Source organism: Flavobacterium sp. (assembly GCF_965277525.1).
Lineage (GTDB): Bacteria > Bacteroidota > Bacteroidia > Flavobacteriales > Flavobacteriaceae > Flavobacterium.
Window position 1 is genome coordinate 549,209 of the sequence record NZ_CBDIDC010000005.1, and the last position, 25,039, is coordinate 574,247.

Annotated in this window: 20 protein-coding genes and 1 tRNA gene; 5 read left to right on the top strand and 16 right to left on the bottom strand. The window is 33.8% G+C overall.

Annotated elements, in window-relative coordinates; all coding sequences use genetic code 11:
• Positions 1–3: 3 nt before the first annotated feature.
• From ACQY44_RS10680 to ACQY44_RS10715, 8 genes are all read right to left on the bottom strand, one after another.
• Positions 4–453, bottom strand: coding sequence for a thioredoxin family protein (locus ACQY44_RS10680; protein WP_428230342.1), 450 nt, complete (start codon positions 451–453; stop codon positions 4–6).
• Positions 454–712: 259 nt separating this feature from the next.
• Complete coding sequence (locus ACQY44_RS10685; RefSeq protein ID WP_428230343.1) at positions 713–1,159, bottom strand: thioredoxin family protein; 447 nt, start codon at positions 1,157–1,159, stop codon at positions 713–715.
• A 271-nt stretch (positions 1,160–1,430) separates the two neighbouring features.
• Positions 1,431–1,883 carry a thioredoxin family protein gene (locus tag ACQY44_RS10690; protein WP_428230344.1) on the bottom strand — a complete coding sequence of 151 codons (453 nt, stop codon included), beginning with the start codon at positions 1,881–1,883 and terminating at the stop codon, positions 1,431–1,433.
• Positions 1,884–2,109: 226 nt separating this feature from the next.
• A complete protein-coding gene (locus tag ACQY44_RS10695; RefSeq protein WP_428230345.1) occupies positions 2,110–2,577 on the bottom strand; it encodes a thioredoxin family protein in 468 nt (155 codons plus the stop codon).
• A 53-nt stretch (positions 2,578–2,630) separates the two neighbouring features.
• The gene (locus ACQY44_RS10700) at positions 2,631–4,115 is read right to left on the bottom strand and encodes a peptide MFS transporter (RefSeq protein WP_428230346.1); all 1,485 of its coding nucleotides are present in this window, start codon (positions 4,113–4,115) and stop codon (positions 2,631–2,633) included.
• Between the two features lie 14 nt (positions 4,116–4,129).
• On the bottom strand, positions 4,130–5,788 hold the full coding sequence (locus ACQY44_RS10705; RefSeq protein ID WP_428230347.1) for a peptide MFS transporter: 1,659 nt from the start codon (positions 5,786–5,788) through the stop codon (positions 4,130–4,132).
• A 76-nt stretch (positions 5,789–5,864) separates the two neighbouring features.
• Positions 5,865–7,541 (bottom strand): peptide MFS transporter, encoded by a 1,677-nt coding sequence (locus tag ACQY44_RS10710; RefSeq protein ID WP_428230348.1) that lies wholly within the window; start codon positions 7,539–7,541, stop codon positions 5,865–5,867.
• A gap of 36 nt (positions 7,542–7,577) precedes the next feature.
• Positions 7,578–9,749 (bottom strand): S9 family peptidase, encoded by a 2,172-nt coding sequence (locus tag ACQY44_RS10715; RefSeq protein ID WP_428230349.1) that lies wholly within the window; start codon positions 9,747–9,749, stop codon positions 7,578–7,580.
• A gap of 182 nt (positions 9,750–9,931) precedes the next feature.
• Between ACQY44_RS10715 and ACQY44_RS10720 the strand changes: the two genes are divergently transcribed.
• On the top strand, positions 9,932–11,245 hold the full coding sequence (locus ACQY44_RS10720) for a hydroxymethylglutaryl-CoA reductase, degradative (RefSeq protein WP_428230350.1): 1,314 nt from the start codon (positions 9,932–9,934) through the stop codon (positions 11,243–11,245).
• A gap of 107 nt (positions 11,246–11,352) precedes the next feature.
• Positions 11,353–12,270 (top strand): GYDIA family GHMP kinase, encoded by a 918-nt coding sequence (locus ACQY44_RS10725; RefSeq protein ID WP_428230351.1) that lies wholly within the window; start codon positions 11,353–11,355, stop codon positions 12,268–12,270.
• 125 nt (positions 12,271–12,395) lie between these two features.
• On the opposite strand, the gene ACQY44_RS10730 is transcribed toward ACQY44_RS10725, so the two are convergent.
• The 6 genes from ACQY44_RS10730 to ACQY44_RS10755 form a co-directional block, all read right to left on the bottom strand.
• Complete coding sequence (locus ACQY44_RS10730; RefSeq protein WP_428230352.1) at positions 12,396–14,495, bottom strand: peptidylprolyl isomerase; 2,100 nt, start codon at positions 14,493–14,495, stop codon at positions 12,396–12,398.
• Between the two features lie 108 nt (positions 14,496–14,603).
• Entirely contained in the window at positions 14,604–15,863 is a 1,260-nt protein-coding gene (locus ACQY44_RS10735) for a hemolysin family protein (protein ID WP_428230353.1), read from the bottom strand.
• Positions 15,864–15,866: 3 nt separating this feature from the next.
• Positions 15,867–16,058 (bottom strand): hypothetical protein, encoded by a 192-nt coding sequence (locus ACQY44_RS10740; protein WP_428230354.1) that lies wholly within the window; start codon positions 16,056–16,058, stop codon positions 15,867–15,869.
• A 2-nt stretch (positions 16,059–16,060) separates the two neighbouring features.
• The gene (gene lptC, locus ACQY44_RS10745) at positions 16,061–16,618 is read right to left on the bottom strand and encodes an LPS export ABC transporter periplasmic protein LptC (protein ID WP_428230355.1); all 558 of its coding nucleotides are present in this window, start codon (positions 16,616–16,618) and stop codon (positions 16,061–16,063) included.
• A 52-nt stretch (positions 16,619–16,670) separates the two neighbouring features.
• Positions 16,671–17,903, bottom strand: coding sequence for a hypothetical protein (locus ACQY44_RS10750; RefSeq protein ID WP_428230356.1), 1,233 nt, complete (start codon positions 17,901–17,903; stop codon positions 16,671–16,673).
• Positions 17,896–18,630, bottom strand: a complete 735-nt coding sequence (locus tag ACQY44_RS10755) for a type III pantothenate kinase (protein ID WP_428230357.1) — start codon at positions 18,628–18,630, stop codon at positions 17,896–17,898. Before ACQY44_RS10755 ends, ACQY44_RS10750 begins: the two co-directional genes overlap by 8 nt.
• Before the next feature lie 99 nt (positions 18,631–18,729).
• Between ACQY44_RS10755 and ACQY44_RS10760 the strand changes: the two genes are divergently transcribed.
• From ACQY44_RS10760 to ACQY44_RS10770, 3 genes are all read left to right on the top strand, one after another.
• A tRNA-Phe gene (locus ACQY44_RS10760) sits at positions 18,730–18,802 on the top strand.
• A gap of 359 nt (positions 18,803–19,161) precedes the next feature.
• Positions 19,162–20,658 (top strand): MFS transporter, encoded by a 1,497-nt coding sequence (locus tag ACQY44_RS10765; RefSeq protein ID WP_428230358.1) that lies wholly within the window; start codon positions 19,162–19,164, stop codon positions 20,656–20,658.
• 12 nt (positions 20,659–20,670) lie between these two features.
• A complete protein-coding gene (locus ACQY44_RS10770) occupies positions 20,671–20,895 on the top strand; it encodes a DUF6814 family protein (protein WP_428230359.1) in 225 nt (74 codons plus the stop codon).
• A gap of 99 nt (positions 20,896–20,994) precedes the next feature.
• On the opposite strand, the gene ACQY44_RS10775 is transcribed toward ACQY44_RS10770, so the two are convergent.
• Both ACQY44_RS10775 and ACQY44_RS10780 read right to left on the bottom strand, forming a co-directional pair.
• On the bottom strand, positions 20,995–23,871 hold the full coding sequence (locus ACQY44_RS10775; RefSeq protein WP_428230360.1) for an alpha-amylase family glycosyl hydrolase: 2,877 nt from the start codon (positions 23,869–23,871) through the stop codon (positions 20,995–20,997).
• A 78-nt stretch (positions 23,872–23,949) separates the two neighbouring features.
• The gene (locus ACQY44_RS10780; protein ID WP_428230361.1) at positions 23,950–25,038 is read right to left on the bottom strand and encodes a SusE domain-containing protein; all 1,089 of its coding nucleotides are present in this window, start codon (positions 25,036–25,038) and stop codon (positions 23,950–23,952) included.
• Between the last annotated feature and the right edge of the window lies 1 nt (position 25,039).

The following is a 25,039-nucleotide window of genomic DNA, read 5'->3' on the forward strand; positions in this document are numbered from 1 at the left end:
AGATTATTCCCCACTCAATATTGCCTTAGCATCTGATATCCATTTTTTTGCTCCTCCAAATTTATAGTCCAGCAGGCCCAGTTTATTAATCGTAGGTTTATTTCTTCTGATAGAGGCTGTAGCAAGGCAAACCTGAGGCAATTCATCAATACCTAAAGCTTCTTTTAGTTTTCTATTTTGCTCTTTATCCTCATCAGAGAGTGCTGAATCTGACAAATCAAGTTTTAATAAAACAATATTATTATCAGACCAGTCCGCAAAATCAGGAGTTGCAAAAACATCGTTCTGAATTGCCTGTGAAATGCCAGTTGCAGTAAAAAAAATCAATAACGGCTTCCTTTGTTCGTCACACACTTTGATTGCATCGTTCATATTCGTTTTCCAAAATAAACTTTGCGCATGGAGAAAAAATGAACTCAAAAAAAATAGCAGGAGAAGTAGTTTTTTTGTCATATCAGCTTCAATTTAAGTTATATTTATTTCATTAATTTAACACAAATTAAATAAAAAACAAATCAAAATAAGCGTTTAATAATTTAAATATTAACAAAAATACGAATTAACCAATAAAAGATTAATTTTATCATTAAATAAGAAAAAAAACAAACTTAAAACAATAAGCTACTGATTAACAATAGAAACCTAAACCAACAAAACCCTTTTCACACTAAGTTAAAAAGGGTTTTATATCAAAAAAAGATTAATCTGATCGTTAAGGATTCAAAATTAAATTTGCATCTGCTATCCATGCTTTTGCGCCTGCTTGTCTGTAAGGAACTAAACCCAGATTGTTAAAAGTAGTTTTACCTTTTCTCACAGAGGCCATTAAAAGACATACCTGTGGTAATTCATCAATACCCAGAGCATTTTTTAGTTTTACATTTTGTTCTTTTACAACATCAGAGACAGAAGTATCAGACAAATCAAGTTTTACTAAAATAACATTATCGCGTGACCAGACTGCAAAATCGGGGGTTGCAAAAATATCACCCTGAATTTTCTGTGGAGTACCAGTTGCTGTAAAAAAAATCAATAAAGGGCGTTTTTGTGTATCACTTGCCACAATAGCATCATTCATATCAGTCTTCCAAATTAAATTTTGTGAATGTAGAAAAAATGAGCCTAAAAAGAAGAATAAAATAAGTAGTTTTCGGGTCATATTAAATTGGTTTTAAGTAGGTTTATGGGCCTAAATTAACATAATATCCTTATCAAACAAGCGATATAGGAATAAAAAATAAAGGAAAAACAACAAAAACAATAATTTAATAATAAAACATCACTATTTTAATATATTAAACAAAATAACCTGTCAAAAATAACAAAAGCTTTGATTAGCAATCAATGATGTTCATAAAAAAAGTATCCCTTTTTGCCCGGAAGCAAAAAGGGAATCTACAAATTAAACTAAGAAACTTAATTTAAATTAATTATTCGCTAGGATGCAAAATTGCATTTGATTCGGCTATCCATGCTTTTGCACCACCTGGCTTATAAGCAAGCTTTCCTAAAGCACTAAATGTTGTTTTATTCTTTCTCACTGAGGCACTAGCAAAGCAAACTTCAGGTAAATCCTGAACGCCAAATGCATTCTTTAGCTTTACATTTTGTTCTTTATCACTCTGATCCGCAGAAACATCAGACAAATCAAGCTTTACAAGAACTACATTGTCACGCGACCAAACGGCGAAGTCAGGGGTTTTAAAGATTTCATTCTGAAGATTATCAGGTGCACCTTCACCAGTGAATAAAATTAACATTGGTTTTTTTAATTCATTACTTATTGCAATTGCATCTGTCATATTAGTCCTCCAAACTAAATTTTGCGAATGCAGAAAAAATGAACCTAAAAAGAATAGTAGGATAAGTAATTTTTTGGTCATAATAATATTGGTTTTTGGTTAGTATAGGTTTAACGAAATTAACATATTATTTTAATTTTACAATTTTTATTAATACAAAAAATACATTATATGTTTTTTTGAACATAATAAAATATCAAAATGATAAATCAAACAAAACAGTGAATAACTTTTCTTACTAAACAAAAAAAACTCCTTACGATAAGTAAGGAGTTTCTATAAAATGATTGTATGGTATCTATTCTTTTTAAGATTTCTTAGGATGAACAATTCCTTCCGCTACTGTTAGCCAGGCAGATGGACCTCCGGCAACATAGCCCGTTTGCCCGAGTCCTTTAAAATTTACTTTCCCGTCTTTTGATTCAGCACTTGTAAAGTAAACAGTTGGAAATCCCTGAATCCCGAAAGCTTGTTGCAATTCGTTATTCTGATTTTTAATTTCAGGAGTCTGAGGCGTTCTTCTTGGATAATCCAGTTCAACTAAAATAACATTATCAGTAGCCCATTTTTTAAATTCGGGTGTTTTCAGCACTTCATTTTGCAAGCGAATACACCATCCACACCAATCACTTCCGGTAAAGAACATCAACATTGGCTTTTGTACTTTATTACTTACCGTGATTGCTTCTCTTACATCAGTATACCATTTCAATTCTTGCGCTTGTGTCACAAACGCTCCAACTAAAAACAAGGTTATTAAAAATATTTTTTTCATGGTCTTTTGAATTTTTGACAAATTTAAACAAAAAAAGAATCCAAAAATGTCCTCTATTTTACTTCTTGCATTAATTTCCTGATTAATGGCGAAATTGCAATCAAAATAACTCCGGCAACAAGCGAATAAATAGCCAATTGATAGTAACCTTCTGTATAGGATTGCAGTTTAGAAAGCAAAGTATCCCCCGTATTTGACCTGGAAATTTCAGCACCTAATTTCCCTGCAAACAATTGTCCAAATGCACTTGCCAGAAACCACAACCCCATCATCATCCCAAACAATCTTTTTGGAGACAACTTAGTGATGATTGACATTCCGATTGGCCCTAAGCATAATTCTCCAATAGTAGTAATTAAATACGCAAACGTAAATACATTTAAAGACGTAATTCCTTTAGAATTGGCAAAAAACTTTGTTAAGTAAAAAACATAAAATGAAGCTCCCAGAAACAAAAATCCAATTCCGAATTTAATTAATGTATTAGGCTCTATTCTCCTTTTTCCCAACCAAATCCACAACAATCCGATAATCGGACTTAAAACTACCACAAAAAATGTGTTTGAACTATTGTTTACCACATTTGGATCAATAGTAAAGAACAACAACTTATCATTTAGATTGTCTTTTGCAAAGAGTGATAATGAGCCCCCGCTTTGCTCGTAAATAGCATTAAACAACAAATAAAAGAATACAAACAAAAAAGCAGCAAACAGCTTTTTCTGTAATTTTACATCTCCGAGCTTAATCAGTTCGTAAGTAAAATACAAGACAGCCACTATTCCAATTGTATACATAAAATAATCTGTGTAATGTGTATTTTTTACCATTATAAAAATAAATGGCAAACTCAATATTGATATTGTATATACTGCAATTTCACGGATTCTTCTTTTAGCCGGCGCCAAATCCAATAATGGAGAATCTCCAATTGGACCTAAATATTTTTTGGTAAATAAAAATGTAACTAATCCCAAAAACATTACTATTGCTGCTGACAAAAAGCACAATTGCCAGGAATAATATTTTCCCAAATAAACACATAAAGCACCACCAAAAAGTCCTCCAACATTTATCCCGGCATAAAACATTCCGTAACCCGCATCTCTTCTGGGATCATCTTCATGATACAATTCCCCAACCATTGAGGAAACATTAGGCTTAAAAAAACCTGTCCCAATGATAGAGAAAGCAATTCCGTAATAAAACAAATCATGAGGCGCAACAGCAATCAAAAGATTACCCAAAATCATTACGATTCCACCAAAAAACAGTGATTTTTTAAATCCTAAAACTTTATCGGCAAAAATACCTCCAATAAAAGTAAAAGCATATACGAAAGCTTGTATTGCACCGTATTGCTCACTGGCATGATCTTCTTTTAAAAAAAGCTGATCTACCATAAAAATAACAAGAACACCACGCATTCCGTAAAAACAAAAACGCTCCCACATTTCAACAAAAAACAAATACCACAATTGTTTTGGGTAATTACCTTTAAAATTTTGAATTTCCTCTAAAGTGACCTTCTGTTCCATTTATTTATAAATAATTAATTGATTCCTTTTTCTTTCATTACTTTGTTAAGTTGCTTCACTAAACCAAACATCAGTAAAGTTGCAAACATTAACAATGCAAAATTCACCCAAAAAAAATTGGCTTTATTGTCATAAGTATCCCACATACTAGCCAAAACTCCGCTTAACTTATTCCCTATCGAAGTGGCCAAAAACCAGCCTCCCATCATTAAGGAAGTAATATTAACCGGACTCAACTTAGATACGACAGATAATCCCATAGGACTTAAAAACAATTCACCAATTGTTATAATACCATAATTTGCTACCAACCACCAGGCACTAACTTTCTCCGCTCCATCATTACCAATTTGTACAGCAGCGATCATAACCAAAACAGACAGCGCCGAAATTAGCAAACCAAAAGCAATTTTCGTGGGTGTTGAAGGTTCTTTTTTTCTAGATCGCAAAAAAGAGAAAAATGCCACAATCAGAGGCGTTATTATAATCACCCAGGCCGGATTAATAGACTGACTTAAATTGGTAGCCCATAGATGTACTTTAGCCCCTTCTTCAGGTAATTTTTCCGGAGCAACATTTCTAAAATACAAAGGATAATTCACTTCTGTCTCTACAACTCCGTTTACCTTTTGCAAACGAAACTGCTGATCATAAAGTTCAGTAGGGCCTTTTTTATATTCTACTTCTTTTGCCAGTTTTAGTTTGCCAACAAATTGGCCCGCTGTTCCGGTCACTTCTCTGTCTGTATAACGATCAGCCCAGGTAGTAAGTGCTGAACCATTAAGTTTAAACACGGCCCAAAATAAAATAACTACACCAAAAATAGCCAATAGAGCTCCAATTGGTCGTTTATCTTCTGCTTTAGCTTTAAAATAAAGTGATCCATAAAAGAAAACGATCGGAATACAAGCAAAAATAAAAGCATCCGTACTATCTGAACCAAAGATATAACTATCTAAATTAGTCTCTGAAGCAACACCTTTTATCAACCAGCCAATGACTCCAAAAATCAATGACGGCAATAAAATGAACAGGATAATTTTATAAAAAGGCATGTCCCCTTCCTGTACCCCTTTTTTCTGATCGTATCCCACATAATGTTTTGTACCTAATAAAAACACAACAACACCTATGAACATCCCGACTCCTGCAGCCATAAAAGCCCAATGCCATCCTAAAAGGATCTGTAATGCAGCGCCAAAGAAATTACAAATAAAAGCCCCAACATTAATTCCCATATAGAAAATATTGTAACCTTCATCCTTTTTATCTTTATATTCTTCTTTAGAATAAAAACTTCCCAATAATGTAGAAATATTGGGTTTAAAAAAACCATTGCCTATAATCACCAAAGTCATGGCAATATAAAGCATTGTTATGTTGTGCACCCCCATTAGGAAGTAGCCAATTCCCATTAAAATCCCACCAAAAACGATAGACTTTCTATACCCCAAATACCTATCAGCAATAAGACCGCCAATAAAGGGAGTTAAAAAGACCAATGCAATAAAAGTTCCGTAAAGATCAGAAGCTTCTTTCTCAGTCATAGCAAAACCCTCCTTTACATCTTTTAGATATAAAGTAAAAATTCCGATCATCAAATAGTAACCAAAACGCTCCCACATTTCAGATAAAAACAAATAAGGCAGTGCTTTTGGGTGTTTTTTCCACATAGTTATAAACTCTTTAAAATTAAAATTACCTACAAGTCTAAACCTGTAGGTAATTTTTATATCTCTTTATCATTATTTATCGAACACCATGCATCATTTTCTTCAAGAATGGAGTCAAAGCAAATAAGACCAATGCCGCAATACCTGTTAAAACAACAAATACCATAAAGAATTCATATAAATTATGGATTTCAAATCCGGCAAAAAAGTGATTATGAGCACTAATCTGATGCTGATCTAATAAAGCTATCTGCTCAGCTGTTGGTACAATTTTATTATCTAAAACTGCCTGAAGATCAATTCCTAATTCTTTTGCCTTTGCAAATTTATCACCAGTTGCAGGCAGAATAGAACCTAAAGTTCCTCCTAAAGCATATCCTGATGCATTCGACAAAAAGAATACCCCATATAATAAAGAAGAAAAACGTTTTGGAGATAATTTACCTACCAATGACAAACCAATTGGCGATAAACACAACTCTGCACATGTATTTAAGAAATACAATAAGATAAGCCATTTTACCAACAGTAAACCTGAAGTTCCGATATATGAAACCTGAGTAGCAATCATAAAGAAACTAAGAGAAATTACCACTAAGCCAACAGCTAATTTTACCGGAGAAATAGGCTCTTTATCTTTAGCTCTTAAAGTATCCCAAAGTATACTGAAAGGTACCGCTAATATCACTACAAACAGTCCGTTAAAAATCTGAACCATTGATGGAGGCATTAACCAGCCAAAGAAATTCCTATCGGTTTGATTGTCTGCAATAAAAGTTAACGAGGAACCGGCTTGTTCAAAAGCTGCCCAAAAGAAAATAATAAAGAATGAAACGATATAAATAACTATAATCCTGTCTCTTTCGATCTTAGTCAAAGAAGTATCTGAAATAATCAATCCGGCCAATGACAAACCACTTGAGTAAATCAATGTATAAATCAAGTTCTGACCTACGGCATAATGAAAAAAGAATCCTAAAGCGATAAATGCAATTCCTGCAATTGTCAAAGCTTTACCAGAAAAATTAGCTTTTTGTGCTTCACCTTCTTCAAAATCAGAAGCGTCGTTTTTAGAAGGCAAACCTCCTAATGGTTTTCCTTCAGGAGAAACCACATATTTATTTTTCAAAAAGTAAAAAAGGATTGTTCCTAAAAACATCGCAGCTGAAGCCGCCATGAATCCCCATCTAAAAGCATGGATATCTCTAATTCCACCAGCATCTTTAACATCTCCTAACAAAGGACAAATAGATTGACCTAAAAATGCTCCGATGTTAATTCCCATATAGAAAATAGTAAAAGCACTATCTAATTTTGTTTTTTCCTGTTTAGGATACAAACTTCCTACCATACTCGAAATGTTTGGCTTGAAGAATCCGTTACCAAAAACAATAACTCCTAATGCAGAATACATGATGATTTTTGCCAAACCTAAGTTAGACTCAAAAACACTTCCACTGGTAAACAATAACAATTGTCCAATTGCCATTAATAAACCTCCTAAAAGAATACAATTTCTGTTACCTAAAAAACGATCGGCTACAAAACCTCCCAACATTGGTGTCAGGTAACAAAGTCCAAGGAAACCTCCATAAATCAAAGACGCTTCTTCTTCCTTCATCAATAATGAATTCACAAGAAATAAAGTTAATAAAGCTCGCATTCCATAGAAATTGAATCGCTCCCACATCTCGGTTCCAAACAATACCCAAAGTCCTTTTGGATGCGCAGTTTTTACTTGAGTTTCTCCCATATTATTCATTATTTGTTTAAGGTTTAAAGTTTTAGATTATAAATTTTCTTTGATAAAGTTAGTCATTTTATTATAAAGCTGAATTCTTGTTGCACCACCATAAATACCGTGGTTTTTATCGGGATATATCTGAGAATCAAATTGTTTATTCGCCTGAATTAATGCTTCCATCATTTGCATAGAGTTCTGCACATGAACATTGTCATCGCCCGAACCGTGAATCAATAAAAACTTACCTTTCAGCTTACCAACATGATTGATTGGAGAGTTCTGATCATAACCGCTCGCATTTTCCTGAGGGGTCTGCATGTATCTTTCTGTATAAACGCTATCATAAAAACGCCAGTTGGTTACCGGAGCAACCGCAATTGCCATTTTGAAAACATCATTGCCCTGAAAAATACAGTTCGAAGCCATAAATCCACCAAAACTCCACCCGAAAATTCCAATTCTCGAAGCATCAACATAAGGATAATTACCAATTACTTTAGCAGCATCGATTTGATCTTCTACTTCGTATTTTCCTAATTCCTTTTGAGTTACTTTTTTGAAATCAGCACCTTTAAAACCTGTTCCTCTACCGTCTACACAAGCTACAATATAACCTTGTTGTGTAAGCGACAAAAACCAGTAATCATCACTATTGTTCCAATCGTTATTTACCTGTTGAGATCCCGGACCGGAATACTGGTACATGAAAACGGGATATTTTTTAGAAGAATCAAAATCTTTTGGTTTTAAAATCCACGCATTCAATTCGTTTCCTTTCGCTGTTTTTAAAACAAAAAATTCTTTTGCCGGTAAATTGTAGCCTGCTAATTTATTAGCAAGATCCTGATTATTTTCGATAACCTTAATCTCTTTTCCGTTTTTTGCCTCATTCAAAGTATAAGTCGTAGGCTGTAAATTACTAGAAAAAGTATTGATAAAGAATTGGAAATTAGGGCTAAAAGTTGCCGCACTAGTCCCAACTTTAGAAGTTAAACGTACTTTATTTTTTCCGTCTAAAGCAATTCGATAGATATCTCTGTTGATTGAACCATTTTCTGTAGATTGATAGAAAACAGTTTTTGTTTTTTCGTCGAAACCGTAGTATAAAGTTACTTCCCAGTTTCCTTTTGTAACCTGATTTTTGAGCTTTCCCGTTTTATCATATACATAAATATGGTTAAAACCGTCTTTTTCGCTTGTCCAGATAAAACTATTATCTTTTAAGAAAGTCAAATTGTCTGTAACATCGACATATGCTTTGTCTTTTTCATTCAAAACTACTTTTGCAGTAGCTGTAGTTCCGTCAACAAATAATAAATCAAGATTATCCTGGTGGCGGTTTAAAACCTGAGCCGATAATACATTGTTATCATTTGTCCATTGTAATCTTGCAATATAAAAATCCTTATAATTTCCTAAATCAACTTTTTTAGCAGTATTACTTGTTACATCAAATATATGCAATGAAACTTCCGAGTTTTTCTCTCCCGCTTTAGGATACTTAAACGTTTCAATTGTTGGATACAGATCTTTATGAAACATCGACATTGAAAACTCAGGAACCTGACTTTCATCAAAACGAATATAAGCTAGTTTTTTACTGTCCTTACTCCAGTCAAAAGCCCGGACAAAAGCAAATTCTTCTTCATAAACCCAATCTGTAATACCATTAATGATTGCATTTTTCTTTCCATCAGTTGTAACAGTAGTTGTTTTTTTAGAAGCTAAATCATAAACATACAAATTGTTTTCTTTCGCATACGCAATTTTAGTTCCATCAGGAGAAAACGTAGGCTCCTGAATCTGAAAATTAAAAAGTTTCGATAATGATTTAGTCGTTATATCATACAGAAAATAATCTGCTGTAAAAGAGTGACGGAAGATCTTATTTGAATTACAAGCAATTAGAATCTTTTTTTCAGAAGCATCAAAAGTATAACTGTCAATACCATCAGCAAGTGCTTCATGATTTTTAGTATCAATTAGATTCGATACTTTTTTTAAGGTAGCAAAATCATACAAATCAATCTGCATACTTCTACTCGCCTGATCTACATTTAAAACCGTATATTGATCTGTATTTTTAAGCGATTGCAACTCATCCATACCTTTTGCACGAAACGCTCCGCTATAAATATTCTCGACAGTAATCTTTTGTTGACCAAAAACAGTAGCAACTAAAAATAAAAGTATTACAGTAATTTTACTTGTATTCATTAGAATTATTTTAAATATAAAAAAGAGCCCAATTTTAGTAAAAAAAATGAACATAATACACATTTTAAGTGTTAAATGTTAAAAAAAATAACGTTTGCGTATTTTCCAAATTTCAAATACATAGTAAACAAAACTCTTAAAATGGTATCTTTGCCTCAACTATATTATTTAAAATACTGAGAATGAACAACGCTGTTGCCGGATTTTCTAAATTATCCAAAAAAGAAAAAATAAACTGGATCGCCAATACCTATTTTTCAAAGCCTGAAGAAGCGCTAAATATTATAAGAAATTACTGGAATTCAGACAAAAAGCTGCAACAATTGCATGACGAATTCATAGAAAATACAATTACAAATTTATATATCCCTCTTGGAGTTGCCCCTAATTTTTTAATCAACGGGCAGCATAAAACCATTCCAATGGCAATTGAGGAGAGTTCAGTAGTGGCAGCCGCCTCAAAATCAGCAAAATACTGGTCAACAAGAGGAGGTTTTAAAGCAACCGTAATCGATACACAAAAAATTGGCCAGGTACACTTTACCTACAATGGAGACACAGAAAAACTACAATCTTTCTTTGACCAGATAAAACCTAAATTTTTCTCTGACACACAAAGTATTACCAAAAACATGCAACAACGTGGTGGTGGAATTTTAGACATAAAACTAAAAGACAAAAGAAGTTTACTTGAAAATTATTTTCAACTTCATGCTACTTTCGAAACCAAAGACAGCATGGGAGCCAACTTTATTAATTCATGTCTGGAACAGTTTGCTACTACTTTAAAAGATGAATTTCAAAATTCTGATTTATTTTCAGAGAATGAAACTTTAAAAGTCATCATGAGCATTCTTTCTAACTATGTACCAAACTGCATCGTTAGAGCCGAAGTTTCTTGCCCTATTGAAGATTTAAGCGAAAAACACATTCCAAATCCACAAGAATTCGCGGAACGTTTTGTACAAGCTGTTCAAATTGCCGAGGTAGAACCTTTTAGAGCCGTAACCCACAATAAAGGAATTATGAATGGGGTTGACGCTGTTATTCTGGCAACCGGAAATGATTTTAGGGCAGTCGAAGCCGGAGTTCATGCCTATGCTGCAAAAAATGGTCAATATTCAAGTTTGTCTCATGCTAAAATCGAGAACGGGATTTTTACTTTCTGGCTCGAAATTCCATTAGCCCTGGGAACCGTTGGAGGATTAACCTCTTTGCACCCATTAGTCAGACTTTGTTTCGAAATACTCGAAAAACCTTGTGCGCAAGAACTCATGCAGATTGTGGCAGTTGCAGGTTTAGCACAAAACTTTGCTGCATTGCGTTCGTTAACCACAACCGGAATTCAGGAAGGACACATGAAAATGCATCTAAACAATATTATTAACCAATTTGAAGCCACAGAAGATGAGCGTCATTTAATTAAGTCCTACTTTAAGAAAAATGCTGTTTCACACGCTGCTGTAGTTGAATTTATTGAGAATTTAAGAAAATAACCTGACTTATAAATTCCAAACGTTCTAGTTTTAGAATAAAGTCCCAAATCCCAACGATAATTGGAATTTAGAATTTAAAATATTGGAATTTATTTTAAAATTGAAGCATGAAAACAACCTTTTACAGTAACGGAAAGCTCCTAATTACAGGCGAATATTTAGTTTTAGATGGCGCCAGAGCTTTTGCATTACCCACAAAATTTGGACAAAACTTAATTGTAGAAAACGGTTCCAACCATGAAATTCAATGGAAGAGCTATGATTTTGATGCACATCTTTGGTACGAAGACACACTTTCTTTTACCGAAATCATCCATAATACAGTTACAAAAACCGAAACTGTGAAAGCAACTTTGGTACAGATTTTACACGAAGCTTACCTTTTAAACCCTGATTTTATTAATAAATCAGAAGGATACACAATCAGTACACAACTTACATTCCCGAAAAACTGGGGACTGGGTACCTCCTCTACTTTATTAAACAATATCGCTCAATGGACTAAAATTGATGCTTTTACACTTCTTAAAAACAGCTTTGGAGGAAGTGGATACGACATAGCCTGTGCACAAAACAACACTCCTATTATATATCGTTTAGAAGAGAACTTACCTGTAGTAGAAACGATAAGCTTTAATCCGGATTTTATCCAAAACATTTATTTCGTTTACCTTAATAAAAAGCAAAATAGCAAAGCGGCAATAAACGCTTATTACAACAACAAAAATCAAAATTTAGCGGATACTATTATTGACAATAATAAAATTACCGAAGCAGTTATAAATGCAAGAACGTTAAAAGAATTTACCAGTGCTCTGGAAAAGCATGAAATACACTTGAGCAATGTCCTAAAAACAAAAACTATTAAAGAAACTGCTTTCCAGGATTTTAATGGAACAATTAAAAGTCTTGGCGCCTGGGGAGGAGATTTTGTAATGGTAATTTCAAAAGAAAACCCAACAAGCTATTTCACTTCAAAGGGATACGAAACCATTCTTCCTTACAATGAAATGATACTAACTTAGGCAGGTCTTTCAAATTTTCAAAACCCTGAAGAGAAAATCAACTCACAAAAATAATCCATAAAAAAACCCGAAACATTCTATTAGAACGTTTCGGGTTTTATATTTAAACCTTTATCTACTAAAAACTAGTAGTTAAATTGTAATCTGTTATCTTCAATTTTAGCATTGCTTTTCAAAGCTGGCAAAATTCTACTTGCATCAGATGCACTTTGTGCTTTTATTTTAGCAACATACTCAGCGTGATTAGCAATTGCAGGTGCTTTTACAGTACTAATGTTTTTTACAACATATACTCCTGTATTTCCTTCAATTGGAGCAGAAATTTTATTTGCAGTTAATGCAAATGCATTACCAACAACTTTTGGCTCTTGCCCAACTCCACCAGGTAAAACCGGGTTATCCATAGTAACATCAGCTGCTTGCTGAACTGCTACACCAGCACTTTTAGCAACAGCTTCGATAGTAGAACCTGTCATTTTTGCTTTAAGGATTTCAGCTTTTTTCTTGTTTTTCAAGATAGACTCTACATATGGTCTTGCTACTGTTACAGATACTAAACCTGATTTGTTTTCGCTTTTGTACTGAGCAATTACGTGACCAATATTAGCGATTTCAAAACGTTTTACATCTCCAACGCTCGTTTCTTTATCATAAGCCCATCTGATGATGTTACGTTGATTTCCTAGAGGACCAAACGCTTCATCCATTGCTTTTGCAGTTACAGGAGGAGCCACTTTTAAACCTAGCTCTTTTGCTGTAGCATTAAAATCTTTACCTGCAGCATCCATTTCAAATTTAGTTGCCAATGTAAACACTTTATCAGAAGTAGCTTCAGAAGGCTCGATTTTCTGAGCAATTGTAGCTAAACGAATTCCGTCTTGTTTATCTGTAATTTTGATAATGTGAAATCCAAAAGGAGTTTCAACTAAACCAACTTTTCCAATTCCGTTACTGAATACAAAATCATTGAATGGTTTTACCATTTGGTTTGGACCAAAATACCCTAAATCACCACCTTGTTGTGCAGATGAATCATCAGAACTTGTAAATGCCAACATCATGAAACTATCCGGGTTTGCCTGAACCTGAGCAAGAATTTCTTCTGCTTTAGCTTTAGCCTCTTCTTTTGTTCTTTTTTCTTTTTGGTTTGGAGTTTGAGATCCTTCATAACCAATTAAAATATGACTTGCTTTTGCATTAACACCTGCTTTAAATCCTAAAGATTTAGAAATAGCATAATATCTTCCAAAAACATATGGTCCATAAATTTGACCCGGTGCTAAACTGAATAATTTATCAGCATCAACAGCTGGTAAAGCATTCTTAGCTACATAAGTAGAATCGTAAGGAACATCAGAATTTGCATTTACAAATTCAGCAATGTTAGTTGCATTTCTAAAACCTGGCAAAGTATCATTTTTACCTGTTTTTGCGTTATATTCTACTCTACCGTTTAGTAAAGCCGTGATTTTAGCTTTGATTTCAGCTTCATCTTCTTTTGAAGCTTTGTCTTCTACTAAAACATATTGAATTTCACGAGTTGCATCCGCTTTGAATTTCTTCTCGTTTTTCTTCATATAATCTACAATTTCTGAATCAGAAATTTTTACTTCGCTATCTTTAATAGAAGAATATAGTGCAGCAACATAAGCAAAGTTTACTTTGTTCGCTTCCATTTCATATTTCAATTTTCCTTCACTAGCTGTAGTATAAAGACCTGCTTTAACTAATGTACTGTAGATTTGAAATTTTGCATTTAATTCAGCATCTTTTTCTTTTTCAGCAATATATTGTGCTGCTTCAGGATTTGCTTTAAAGTACTCTTTAAATTTTACAACATCAAAACCACCAGCTGCGTTTAAAAACATTGGATTTTTACCAATATTCGGATCTGATTTTAAAACTTCAAGTAAGTGTTTTTCACCAACTCTTAATCCTAATTTATCAAATTGAGCTGATAATAATGCGATTGAAACCTCTTGGTCCCAAACTCTGTTTGCAGCTTCAGTGGAAGTAATTCCTTGTCCACTTTTTTCAACATTACTAACTTTAACTCTAAAGTCTTCAAATGAAATATCTTTTCCGTCGATGCTTCCTACATCTTTCGAACTTTGACCGAAACTTCCTCTAGTGAAAAGGTCTTGTATTATAAATGCAAATAATGCAAGTGCAATAACTCCTATCAATAAAGCGGAACGCTGTCTAATTTTTGCTAAAACTGCCATTTTTATTATCGTTAATTTTATATTCAGTTTGCGAAAATACAATTATCTAGTTAATAACAATACAACTAGCGTTTTATTTTACACAATTTTTTTTATTAATTTAAAAAATCACTCTTTTATTGTCAATTTAACCAATTCGATCTTCTTATTTGTAGCCGCTTCAATCACGAAATAATAGTTGTCAATCACTATTTCATCCCCTTTTTGAGGGATTTCTTTGGTAGAATTCACAATAAAACCACCTAAAGTTCCGTAAGAATCCTCTTCAGGAATTGCCAACTTATAAGTTTCATTTAAATACTCGACATCTAATCTGGTAGAAAACAAATATTTCCCTTCACCTAACTCCTGCTCAATTAACTCTTCGTCTGAATCATGCTCATCTTCGATCTCTCCAAAAAGCTCCTCTACTATATCTTCTATTGTAATTATTCCGGAAGTCCCTCCGTATTCATCTAAAACAACCGCTACATTTTTTCTTTTCTTGATCAGTAAATTCAACGCATCTTTGATCAAAATGGTTTGCGGAACAAACTCCACAGTCATTAAAACTGATTTTATGGTTTTTGGTTTTTTAAACAAATCAAATGAATGCACATAACCCACAATGTCATCGACAGAGTTTTGACTTACCATTATTTTCGAATAGCCTGTCTCAATAAACAACTCTTTAAGATCTGTAATACTATCAAACAAATCAATATCCACTATTTCCGTACGAGGTGTCATAATATCACGCGCTTTTACGCCTGAAAATTCTAATGCATTCTGAAAAATCTGAATCTCCGAATCTACTTCTTCATCGTCTTCAACAGAGTTCATTTGTTCTGTAATGTAATTCCCCAACTCTATTTTACTAAAATACAACTGCACCTGATCTCCTTCTGTTTTTAAAAACTTTCGCAGTATAAAATCAGAAATCCAGATAAAAAAGGTAGAGATATAATAAAACAATCTGTAAAACAAATAGGCCGGAATGGCAAAAAACTTAATCAATGAATTGGCGTAAATCTGAAAGAAAACCTTGGGAAAAAACTCTGCCGTTATTAAAACTAAAAAGGTTGAAATTACAGTCTGCACCAATAAACTGGTTAAGTCAGAAAAATGGAATCCTAAATTGACAATACATTTTAGAATTAAATCCCCCATAAAAAAACCATATACAACTAATGCTACATTGTTACCAATAAGCATTGCAGCAATAAATTTCGAAGGATTCTCAGTAAGTTTGGTAAGGATTTGTGATAAAAAATTATCTTGTTTCTTTTCGATCTCCAGATAAATTTTATTAGAGGAAACAAAAGCTATCTCCATTCCTGAAAAAAAGGCTGATAGTACTAAACATAGTATTATAATACTCATTTCCATTTTTTACTTTTTTTTGTAATGGTCATCAAATTTCTTGGCGTATTTTCTTCTGAAGAAAAACATAAAAACACTTACGCCTGCAATTATAAAGCTTAACCACGGATTTTCAGATGAATTTAGCTTGGTAAATCCATCAAAAATGAAAGCAGCTGCAATTAATAAATAAAGATATTGTGTATATTTTAAAATGCCCATAATTATATTTTTTCGTCTGATTCTATTTCACCGCTTACACGCTGTGAATTAATCACTTTAAAATCTTTACTAAAATCTATTCCCTGACCATAGGAAACTCCTTTTGCATCTGTAAGCTTAAACTTCCTTTCAGTATAAAACCATTCGTTTTTCTGATCAAAAAACAACTGTTCGGTTTCAAGCATCTGTCCCGTTTCTGATGTAATTTTAACTTTTCCCTGCAAATCTATTATGCTGGTTGGTTTATATGAAACCGCATAATTTGATACTATAAAAGTACGTTTTTGTTTTTTATCGTATAACGTAACATCAATTCCCTTTGGGAATTCGGTAAAAGGAAAATCCAAATTAGAATAATCTAACATTTTAGGACTTTTTAAAACCGCAGTAATCATTCCGGAATCGGTGTATTTGATATTAACAGTATCCGCATCACTTCCCGGAACAAACTCTGAGAAGTTAATTTTTTGAACTTCTTTAAAATTACTTTCGCATCCAAAAAACAGTGTCACAGTAAAAACTGTGACAACGGCTATAATATATCTCTTTGGTAAATTCATTTGCCAAATGTAGTAAATTGTAATGAGCTTAGAAAAACATAAAAGCTTGCGCTTAGTTGAATTTACTTTTCACGAACCATCTGTCATTAAAAGAGAAACTCAAACTAAAGTTGAAATAATTCTCCTGAACTAAATTCGCAGACGTGGTACCTCTTTTTCCAAACTCCAAACCAACGTTTACATTTGAAAAAGTTCCACTACCTAAAGGAATTCCGGCACCTAAAGTCATTCCAAGGTCGTTGATTGATTCATTATTCACAATCAGACCAAGTTTCTCATATTTCAATCCGGCTCTGTATGTGATCCTGCTTAAATAGCTGGTAAAAGAAGCATAATTAGGAATATAATATCCACCTACTGCATATTTTTGATATTTTTCATAACGAACATTATCTGCTGCATTATAATAATTGGCAAGTTGTCCGTTACCCTGAAAAGCAACTGTACTACCTACAAGCCATTTCCTTGGCTGACCAATACCTGCACCAAATGTAATTTTATTAGGCAATTTTAAATCATCTTCATGCGCAGGAACTTCGTAAGGATTGGGGTCACCATCTACTGCAATAACTCTTGTACTATTTGAATTCAGTGTACTTGCGAAAGTATAATTCAAACTCGTAAATAAACTTAGTTTTTTATTAATCTTCGTTTGATACATGGTACCGATATTAAAACTAACACCGGATAATTCAGAAGCATTCGTCTCTTTAGTTGCATTTTGAACTCCTGTAACAAGCTCTATACTTGTAGTGGTAATTTTACCAAAGTTATACTGCGCATCAGCTCCAATATTCCACTTAGGCGTAATTTTATATCCTGCACCTAAAAACACTTTATTAACACCACCGGTTCCCTGAAGTTGCGTACTTGTCGCACCATCTGTTCCTGTATTATCGTTTTGTATTTTATAACCAACTGATGTTACCGGAACCAAACCAAATGCAGCTCCAAATTTCCCCATCGGAATTCCTACTGCTAAATAATCATAAGTAGCTCTTTGTGCTTTTGCAGATTCTTCAGTCGTTTTTAGTGTTGAACTTCCAAAAGTTCCTCCAACTGTAAAAGTAGTTTGTCTTAAACTAGCATAACTTGATGGATTTTCAATATTCAAATGGATACTGTCCTGCTCTACCGAAACTCCTGCCATAGACCTATTTTCAAGAGTTCCTTTAAATCTCACATCACCAATTCCGAAAAAAGAATAAGGTGAAGCAGTACCCTGTTGAGCAAATGAAACGAACGAGATAAGCAAACAAGCGCTTACTATAATTTTTTTAATCATTGTCGATTTTATATTGAAATGTTTGGTTCAAACTTTCTAAAAGGAAATTTGAATTGGCAAATATGGTATTTTTTAATCGTTTAGCCAAAAAAACTGCATCTCCTCCCGTTAAAATTATTATAAAATTTGAAAAGTTTGCCCGATATTCATCGATAAAACCATCAATCTCATAGACGAACCCGTTTACAACTCCGGAATGAATGGCCTGCATTGTTGAGTTTCCTATATATAGTTCCGGCAATTCGAAAGTCAGTAAAGGCAACTTAGCCGTATAGTTATGCAAAGATTCATAACGTAATCTTAGGCCCGGAGAAATTGCTCCACCCAAATAATTGTCATTTTCGTCGATGAAATCGTAGGTAATGCAAGTTCCTGCATCGATCACCAATCTATTCTGTTTCGGAAATTGTAAAGTAGCCCCGGAAGCCAAAACCATCCTGTCTATTCCTAAAGTTTTTGGAGTTGCATACTTATTTACAAAAGGAAAAGCATCTTCATGAGTTAAAAAATGAATATTTAACTCCTTTTCGAAAGCCAAAAAAGATTGCTTTTCGATATTTCCAACCGAAGCGACAACCAAATCAGAGCAATTTTGAAATTTTTTTAAAATTTTTGCAATTTCTTTTTCAAGCTCATTTTTCTCAAAAACAAAATTTTCAAGAGCAGTAGTACCCTCAAAGACAGCAGCTTTAATTCGGGTATTACCAACATCGACAGTTAGAATCATCTTTACATTTTTATAAATGCAAAGATACGAATTGATTTTTTTTAAAAAATGTTTTGGATAAACGAAAAATGATTCTATATTTGCACCCGCAATCAGCACGGTGCCTTAGCTCAGATGGTAGAGCAATGGACTGAAAATCCATGTGTCCCTGGTTCGATCCCTGGAGGCACCACCGTTAAAACCCGAATAGAAATATTCGGGTTTTTTGTTTTTAATATTTTTCTGAAAATTTTAACTTTAAAAAAATTTAACCGCAAAGTTCGCTAAGATTTCCACCTCATAGACCATTTAGAAAATACAAGTTTGCAAAGCTAGGTCAACAAAATTTTGCGAACTTGTGTGTTTATTACTTTACAACTGCGGCTAAACTTTTCCTGTCCTATCATTCCTTCCTTTTAAGTTAAATCCTGCAACATCAACAAATAAATATATTTTGTTAAAAAAGTATCAAATAAATAAAAAATTATCTTTTATATTCGTAAAAAAATATTTAATACTTTTATTTTACCCCCAAGTACACAAAGTTATTTTATGAGCAAAACTTCTACAAAAGGCATCTGGAAAGTAATTTCAGCCTCCTCAATGGGTACCATGATTGAATGGTATGATTTCTATATTTTCGGGAGTTTAGCCGTCGTAATTTCAACAAAATTCTTTCCTAGCGATAATCCAACCGCGGCATTTTTATCAACTTTAGCCACTTTTGCAGCCGGATTTGTAGTACGTCCTTTTGGTGCATTATTCTTCGGAAGGCTTGGTGATATCATTGGTCGTAAATATACTTTTATGGCTACTTTATTATTAATGGGAGGATCAACTTTTTTGATAGGCTGTATTCCGAGTTACGAAACTATTGGCTTCATAGCTCCTTTGTTAGTTTTAATTTTGCGTTTACTACAAGGACTTGCTCTGGGCGGAGAATATGGCGGAGCAGCTACGTATGTGGCTGAACATGCTCCTGTAGGACAAAAAGGATATTGGACATCGTGGATTCAAACCACGGCAACGGTTGGTTTATTTATTTCTTTGATGGTGATCTTAGCAACAAAAAACGTACTTTCTCCTGAAGACTTTGATTCCTGGGGATGGCGCGTCCCGTTTTGGGTTTCTATTGTAATGGTAGGTGTTTCATATCTAATTCGTAAAAACATGGATGAATCTCCTGTATTTGCTAAAGCGAAAAAAGAAGGCACTACAAGCAAAAATCCGTTAAAAGAAAGCTTTGGGAACCGGTATAACCTGAAATTTGTGTTACTGGCCTTATTTGGTGCTACAATGGGACAAGGCGTTGTTTGGTACACCGGGCAGTTTTATGCCATGAGCTTTATGAAAACCGTAATGAATGTTGATTCTTCGCAAGTCGATGGATTATTGGGAATTGCATTATTAATAGGAACTCCATTTTTTATTGTTTTTGGATGGCTAAGTGATAAAATCGGAAGAAAGTATATTATGATGAGCGGAATGTTACTGGCTATTTTGTTTTACAGACCAATCTATAAAATGATGTATACGACTACAGATGTAAGTTACAAAACTGAAATTGTAGAAAAAACAAATCAGTCTGTTGTAACAAATAAAAACAATGACCTAATAACTTCAATTTCAAAAACCTATACTGACGGAACTTCGTATATCGAAAAGAAGACAGATTTTGCAAATAAAAAAGAATCTCAAAGCAGCATTTCGATCCATATCAATTCAGCCGACGAATGGACATTAATATTTTTAGTTTTTATTCAGGTTTTATTTGTTACAACGGTTTATGGTCCAATCGCAGCTTTTTTAGTAGAAATGTTTCCAACTAAAATCAGATATACTTCGATGTCATTACCGTATCATGTCGGGAATGGTATTTTTGGAGGTTTACTTCCTGCTATTTCTACTTACTTTGTAACACATGCAAAAGAAGCCGGAAAACCTGATTATTATCTCGACGGACTTTGGTATCCTATTATCATTGCTTCAGTCTGCTTTGTAATTGGAATGATTTATATCGATAATAAAAACAAAACGAATCACCTTTAATATTATTAACTTATGAATGCGATCAAACAAATTTTAGGTGTTTTATGGATTATACTTGCGGTTGCAGCGGCTTATTTTTGCGTATTTGAATTTGGCTTACCTAAACTCTTATCAGACAAACAGGATGATCTGGTATTTGGAATCATCATCCTTTTTATCCTTACACCTCTAATCGTTTTAGGATTGGGAACTTTTGGATATTTTGCTGTGATCGGGGAATATAATAAAAAGAAGTAGCACTATTTTATAAAAGGAAAGGGCTGCCTGTTTCCAGACAACCCTTTCGCACTACTAACAAAAACCAAATCTTTACCTTATCAGGTATATTTTTTTAAATTATTTTTTGACAAACTTCATTACTTGAATTTTACCATTTTCATCAGTGGTTTTAATTATATATAACCCCGTTTTTAAATCACTTACGCCAAATTGAAAATCTGAATTTTTATTGCCATTAAAACTTTTTACTAACTGACCGGAAATAGCATAAACCTGAACTTTAGCAGTTGCTATATTTAGAGTAAAATAATCCGAAACCGGATTAGGGTATAAGTTAACTGCATTTCCTTTCTCGAAATCTGCAATAGCCAAATTCGCTTGTTTATTACCATAGATTCTATATTCGCCAGCCGGAATATTTATAGCAGCAGTTACATCTGTCACATTTATAGTGGTATTATCCATTAAGTTATACCAAGTCCCAGCATACTTAAAACCTGTCGCTACATTTTGTGCGGTAACATCAAAATTGGCCAGTATCAAGACATCTTTTAATTGTGTCGATACCAGATTATCATTACTTATTTTTATGTTTACAGACAATGAATTTGCACTAGCAATAGTAGAAGTTCCTAAAAATACAGGCTCTTTTATTTTTAGTGTAATCATTTTTGACCAATCACTATAAATTTTATTTCGATTTGAATCTCCTAACCAACTATTTACCCATTGAGGTTGTGGTTTTGTATCTAATTTGCAATCTCCGGAAGTAGCGTCACCATCTGTATTTACAGAACCATCCCTACAGGTATAAATAGAACTTTCCCATCCTAATTCTCCAAAATGCCAAATCATTTTTGGTCCAGGAATCAATAGCGAAACCGCTCCAATGGCAGACATTCTTGACAAAGCTGTATTTAATGTTTTTACATTATAAGTTCCACTTGAAGCTCCGTATTGTACATTTTTATACATCAAACGCTCTTCATCATGACTTTCTGCATAACCCATTAAACGATTTGCTGTAAAACCACGACTAGAACTCGCCATTCTTGAAATATCACTATCTGTAGCATATCCCATTGACAATTGATTGTATTGATCTGTCATTTTACCCCACATCATAATTCCTTTACTTGGCGTTTCAGCAACTCTGTAATTTGCCCATTCTTTCTCTTCAGCATCACTTCCTAAATGCTCAAAAATTGCATAATGAGCAGGATCAAGACTCCAGGAATAATCAGCATATTTCTTTAAGATATCTACCCTGTCTTGTTGGTATTTATTCGTACAAGCTTCATCTGATGCAGTACAAGCCTGTGTAAACCCTTTGGTTAAATCCCAACGGAAACCATCAATATGATATTCTTCAATCCATTGTTTGATAACGCGATCTACATAATATTGAGTTTTTAATGATTGATGATTAAAATCTTCACCAACACTATAACTGTGTTTTGCAACGGTATTGAAATACGGATTTTCAGCTGTTGGTGAACCAAAACCATCGCCATCAGGATCATTCATCCACATTCTAACCATCGGATTACGTCCGAAAGCGTGATTTAAAGCTACATCCAGAATAACTGCAATTCCATTTTGGTGGCACAGATCAATAAGTTCTTTTAACTTATCAGAGGTTCCGTAAAACTTATCCAAAGCCATGTGAAATGAAGTATTGTACCCCCAGCTTTCATTGCCTTCAAACTCCATTACCGGCATCAATTCGATTGCATTAATTTTTAGAGATTTAAAATATTCAATCTTATCGATTAAACTTTGAAAGTTTCTAGCCGCATCAAAATCGCGAACCAAAACTTCATAAACAACCAACTTTTCTTTTTCTGGTTTTGCAAAATTAGTTACTTGCCAATTGTATGGCGCTTGTCCGGTTTTAAGAACGGTAACTTCAAAATTTTGTCCTACCGGATAAACGGGCATATTAGAATAAGAAGCCGATGGAATAGAAGGATCATCATAAGGAGACAATACCAATGTCGAATACGGATCTGCCGTTTTTACTAATGAAGGTGAATTTGCAATTGGATTATTTTTAACTACCCAATACTGATAGGTATTATTCTCACCCGAAACTAATTCATTTAGTTCTAACCAAAATTTTCCGGAAACAGGATCTTTTTTCATGGCATACGCCGATGTTGGCTGCCAATTATTAAAGCTTCCCGCAACGTAAACAAAATCTTTTAAAGGAGCATCCAGAACCAAAGTTGCTTTTGTAAAATCGGCTGGATTATAATTAATTCCGTCAACAAGACCTTCTGGCATCGCTTCTGAAACCGTATTTGGATTTACTACAACCGAAAACTTTTTTACAATTGTTGTTCCTCCCTGAGTTACCGTTAATTCATACGTTTGATTGGTTGTAATATTAGTATGAGAAAACGAATAACTTGTAATTCCTGCATTCGCATTAATTATATTTCCGTTTGATTTTAAAGAATAATTCGCTGCCCCGTTTGTATTTGTTGCAGTAATAGTAAAACTTGAACCCGAAGCCAGAATTGTGGCGCTGTTTTCAATTGGCGCTGTTAAGCTAACCTGAAAGGAACCCACTTTTATAAAAAAATCGGAACAAGATGGTGCTTGTTTTAATGTCTGAGAACCATTTGCGTTTCTAAACACAAGTCCCATTTTGGTTGCTTCTGCTTGTTGTGTAGTAGTAAGTCCAAAATAAATACTTGGCGTAATCGTAATACTCCAGGTACCATTTCCGTTATTCGTCATTAATCCAATCCCGTCATCGTTGCCCCAATTTCCTTTTGCAGTTGCCCAAGGATTTGCTTCTGACCCGATTCCTGAGTGCATATATACTTTTGCAGGATTAGCTCCCATTTCATTACAAGTTGCTGATGCAAACGAAGCGGTAATTGTAATAGGTTCATCGACCTGAAATACAGCAGGCGAAACTGTTATTTGTTGTGCGTTTACTGTAATAGAAAGCAGCAATAGAAATAATAGTAAAGTTTTTTTCATAATGTGGTTGGTTGATTGGTTAGTTGGTATAAAAAAGGGCTACCTAACAGATAGCCCCTTTTAATTTTCAAGAAAAAACTATCCTTGATTTGGAATCAATAAATAGCTTCCGTCTATATCATTGAAATAAATAACATATTTAGATTTTTCTACTGGAACATTATCTCCGGTACCGCCCCCTGAAAAAGCAGTGGTTCCTCCCCAAGAAACATCCCAACTATCATTTGCTCTAAATTTAAGACCTCCATCGTTTAATGGAGTGATTCCTAAGCTCCATGCATGTTTATCAAAAGTAGATTTTATCATAGGTGTAGAAGCATCCCAACCTTTTGGGGTACTGTCACCGATAATTCCAACTGTTCCATTCGTTTTTGCAGCAGTAGCATCATAAGTAACTAATGTATAAGTCAATGCTTTTGTGTTAAATTGAAAAGTATAATATCCATCAGCCGCAATTGTAAATTCGCCTGCATTACTGTTTATTTCAATAGCATCACTTGACGCCTTACCTAATTGAGAGGCCCAACTTCCCTTTTCAGAAATCAACTTAAAGTTACCGGCTTTAAAGAAACCTGTAAATTTATACAAATCTGCATTTTTCCCGTCTCTGTACATCGGTTGATGTTTCGTGTCAGCGTTGTTATCCCAACCACCATCTACAGCAGCTCCAATTAAATACCAATCTGTAAAATTGTAAGCCAATTTTCCTGCATAAGGAGTTACGCTTATTGTAATAGCTTTAGATATTTGAGGAACTCCTCCAGAAATATCAGAAGAAACTTTTACATCAAACTGAGACGCAACGTCTGTTGGTCCTCCAAGATCAATTGCTGCCTGATTTAAATCTTTAACCAATACTGACACTTCAGCAATATTGTTAGTTGTTTCAAGAGTGATTGCTTTTGTAAAATCACCTCCTTTTTTATCAATTAACAACTTATAGTTTACTACGACAGGAGCAGAATATACTGCCTTTGACCAAGTAAACTTAGCAGCTACATCTGCAGCATGATCTACATCCAAAACAAACTCTTTTCCTGTTGCAGGTGCAGTTATTTCAGGTGCTGTAACACCATCAACAATTGGTCTGTTATCTACAGCATCAGCATTACATGATACCGCCAATACACCAATAAATGCGATTAAAATTTTATATATATTTTTCATT

Bases quoted from the DNA above. Each gene is read 5' to 3' on its own strand.
- ACQY44_RS10765 (WP_428230358.1), top strand. From the start codon at position 19,162: ATGAGCAAAACTTCTACAAAAGGCATCTGGAAAGTAATTTCAGCCTCC.
- ACQY44_RS10780 (WP_428230361.1), bottom strand. From the start codon at position 25,038: ATGAAAAATATATATAAAATTTTAATCGCATTTATTGGTGTATTGGCG.
- ACQY44_RS10740 (WP_428230354.1), bottom strand. From the start codon at position 16,058: ATGGGCATTTTAAAATATACACAATATCTTTATTTATTAATTGCAGCT.
- ACQY44_RS10735 (WP_428230353.1), bottom strand. From the start codon at position 15,863: ATGGAAATGAGTATTATAATACTATGTTTAGTACTATCAGCCTTTTTT.
- ACQY44_RS10715 (WP_428230349.1), bottom strand. From the start codon at position 9,749: ATGAATACAAGTAAAATTACTGTAATACTTTTATTTTTAGTTGCTACT.
- ACQY44_RS10755 (WP_428230357.1), bottom strand. From the start codon at position 18,630: ATGATTCTAACTGTCGATGTTGGTAATACCCGAATTAAAGCTGCTGTC.
- ACQY44_RS10685 (WP_428230343.1), bottom strand. From the start codon at position 1,159: ATGACCCGAAAACTACTTATTTTATTCTTCTTTTTAGGCTCATTTTTT.
- ACQY44_RS10710 (WP_428230348.1), bottom strand. From the start codon at position 7,541: ATGGGAGAAACTCAAGTAAAAACTGCGCATCCAAAAGGACTTTGGGTA.
- ACQY44_RS10770 (WP_428230359.1), top strand. From the start codon at position 20,671: ATGAATGCGATCAAACAAATTTTAGGTGTTTTATGGATTATACTTGCG.
- ACQY44_RS10775 (WP_428230360.1), bottom strand. From the start codon at position 23,871: ATGAAAAAAACTTTACTATTATTTCTATTGCTGCTTTCTATTACAGTA.
- ACQY44_RS10700 (WP_428230346.1), bottom strand. From the start codon at position 4,115: ATGGAACAGAAGGTCACTTTAGAGGAAATTCAAAATTTTAAAGGTAAT.
- lptC (WP_428230355.1), bottom strand. From the start codon at position 16,618: ATGAATTTACCAAAGAGATATATTATAGCCGTTGTCACAGTTTTTACT.
- ACQY44_RS10695 (WP_428230345.1), bottom strand. From the start codon at position 2,577: ATGAAAAAAATATTTTTAATAACCTTGTTTTTAGTTGGAGCGTTTGTG.
- ACQY44_RS10725 (WP_428230351.1), top strand. From the start codon at position 11,353: ATGAAAACAACCTTTTACAGTAACGGAAAGCTCCTAATTACAGGCGAA.
- ACQY44_RS10750 (WP_428230356.1), bottom strand. From the start codon at position 17,903: ATGATTAAAAAAATTATAGTAAGCGCTTGTTTGCTTATCTCGTTCGTT.
- ACQY44_RS10705 (WP_428230347.1), bottom strand. From the start codon at position 5,788: ATGTGGAAAAAACACCCAAAAGCACTGCCTTATTTGTTTTTATCTGAA.
- ACQY44_RS10730 (WP_428230352.1), bottom strand. From the start codon at position 14,495: ATGGCAGTTTTAGCAAAAATTAGACAGCGTTCCGCTTTATTGATAGGA.
- ACQY44_RS10720 (WP_428230350.1), top strand. From the start codon at position 9,932: ATGAACAACGCTGTTGCCGGATTTTCTAAATTATCCAAAAAAGAAAAA.
- ACQY44_RS10690 (WP_428230344.1), bottom strand. From the start codon at position 1,883: ATGACCAAAAAATTACTTATCCTACTATTCTTTTTAGGTTCATTTTTT.
- ACQY44_RS10680 (WP_428230342.1), bottom strand. From the start codon at position 453: ATGACAAAAAAACTACTTCTCCTGCTATTTTTTTTGAGTTCATTTTTT.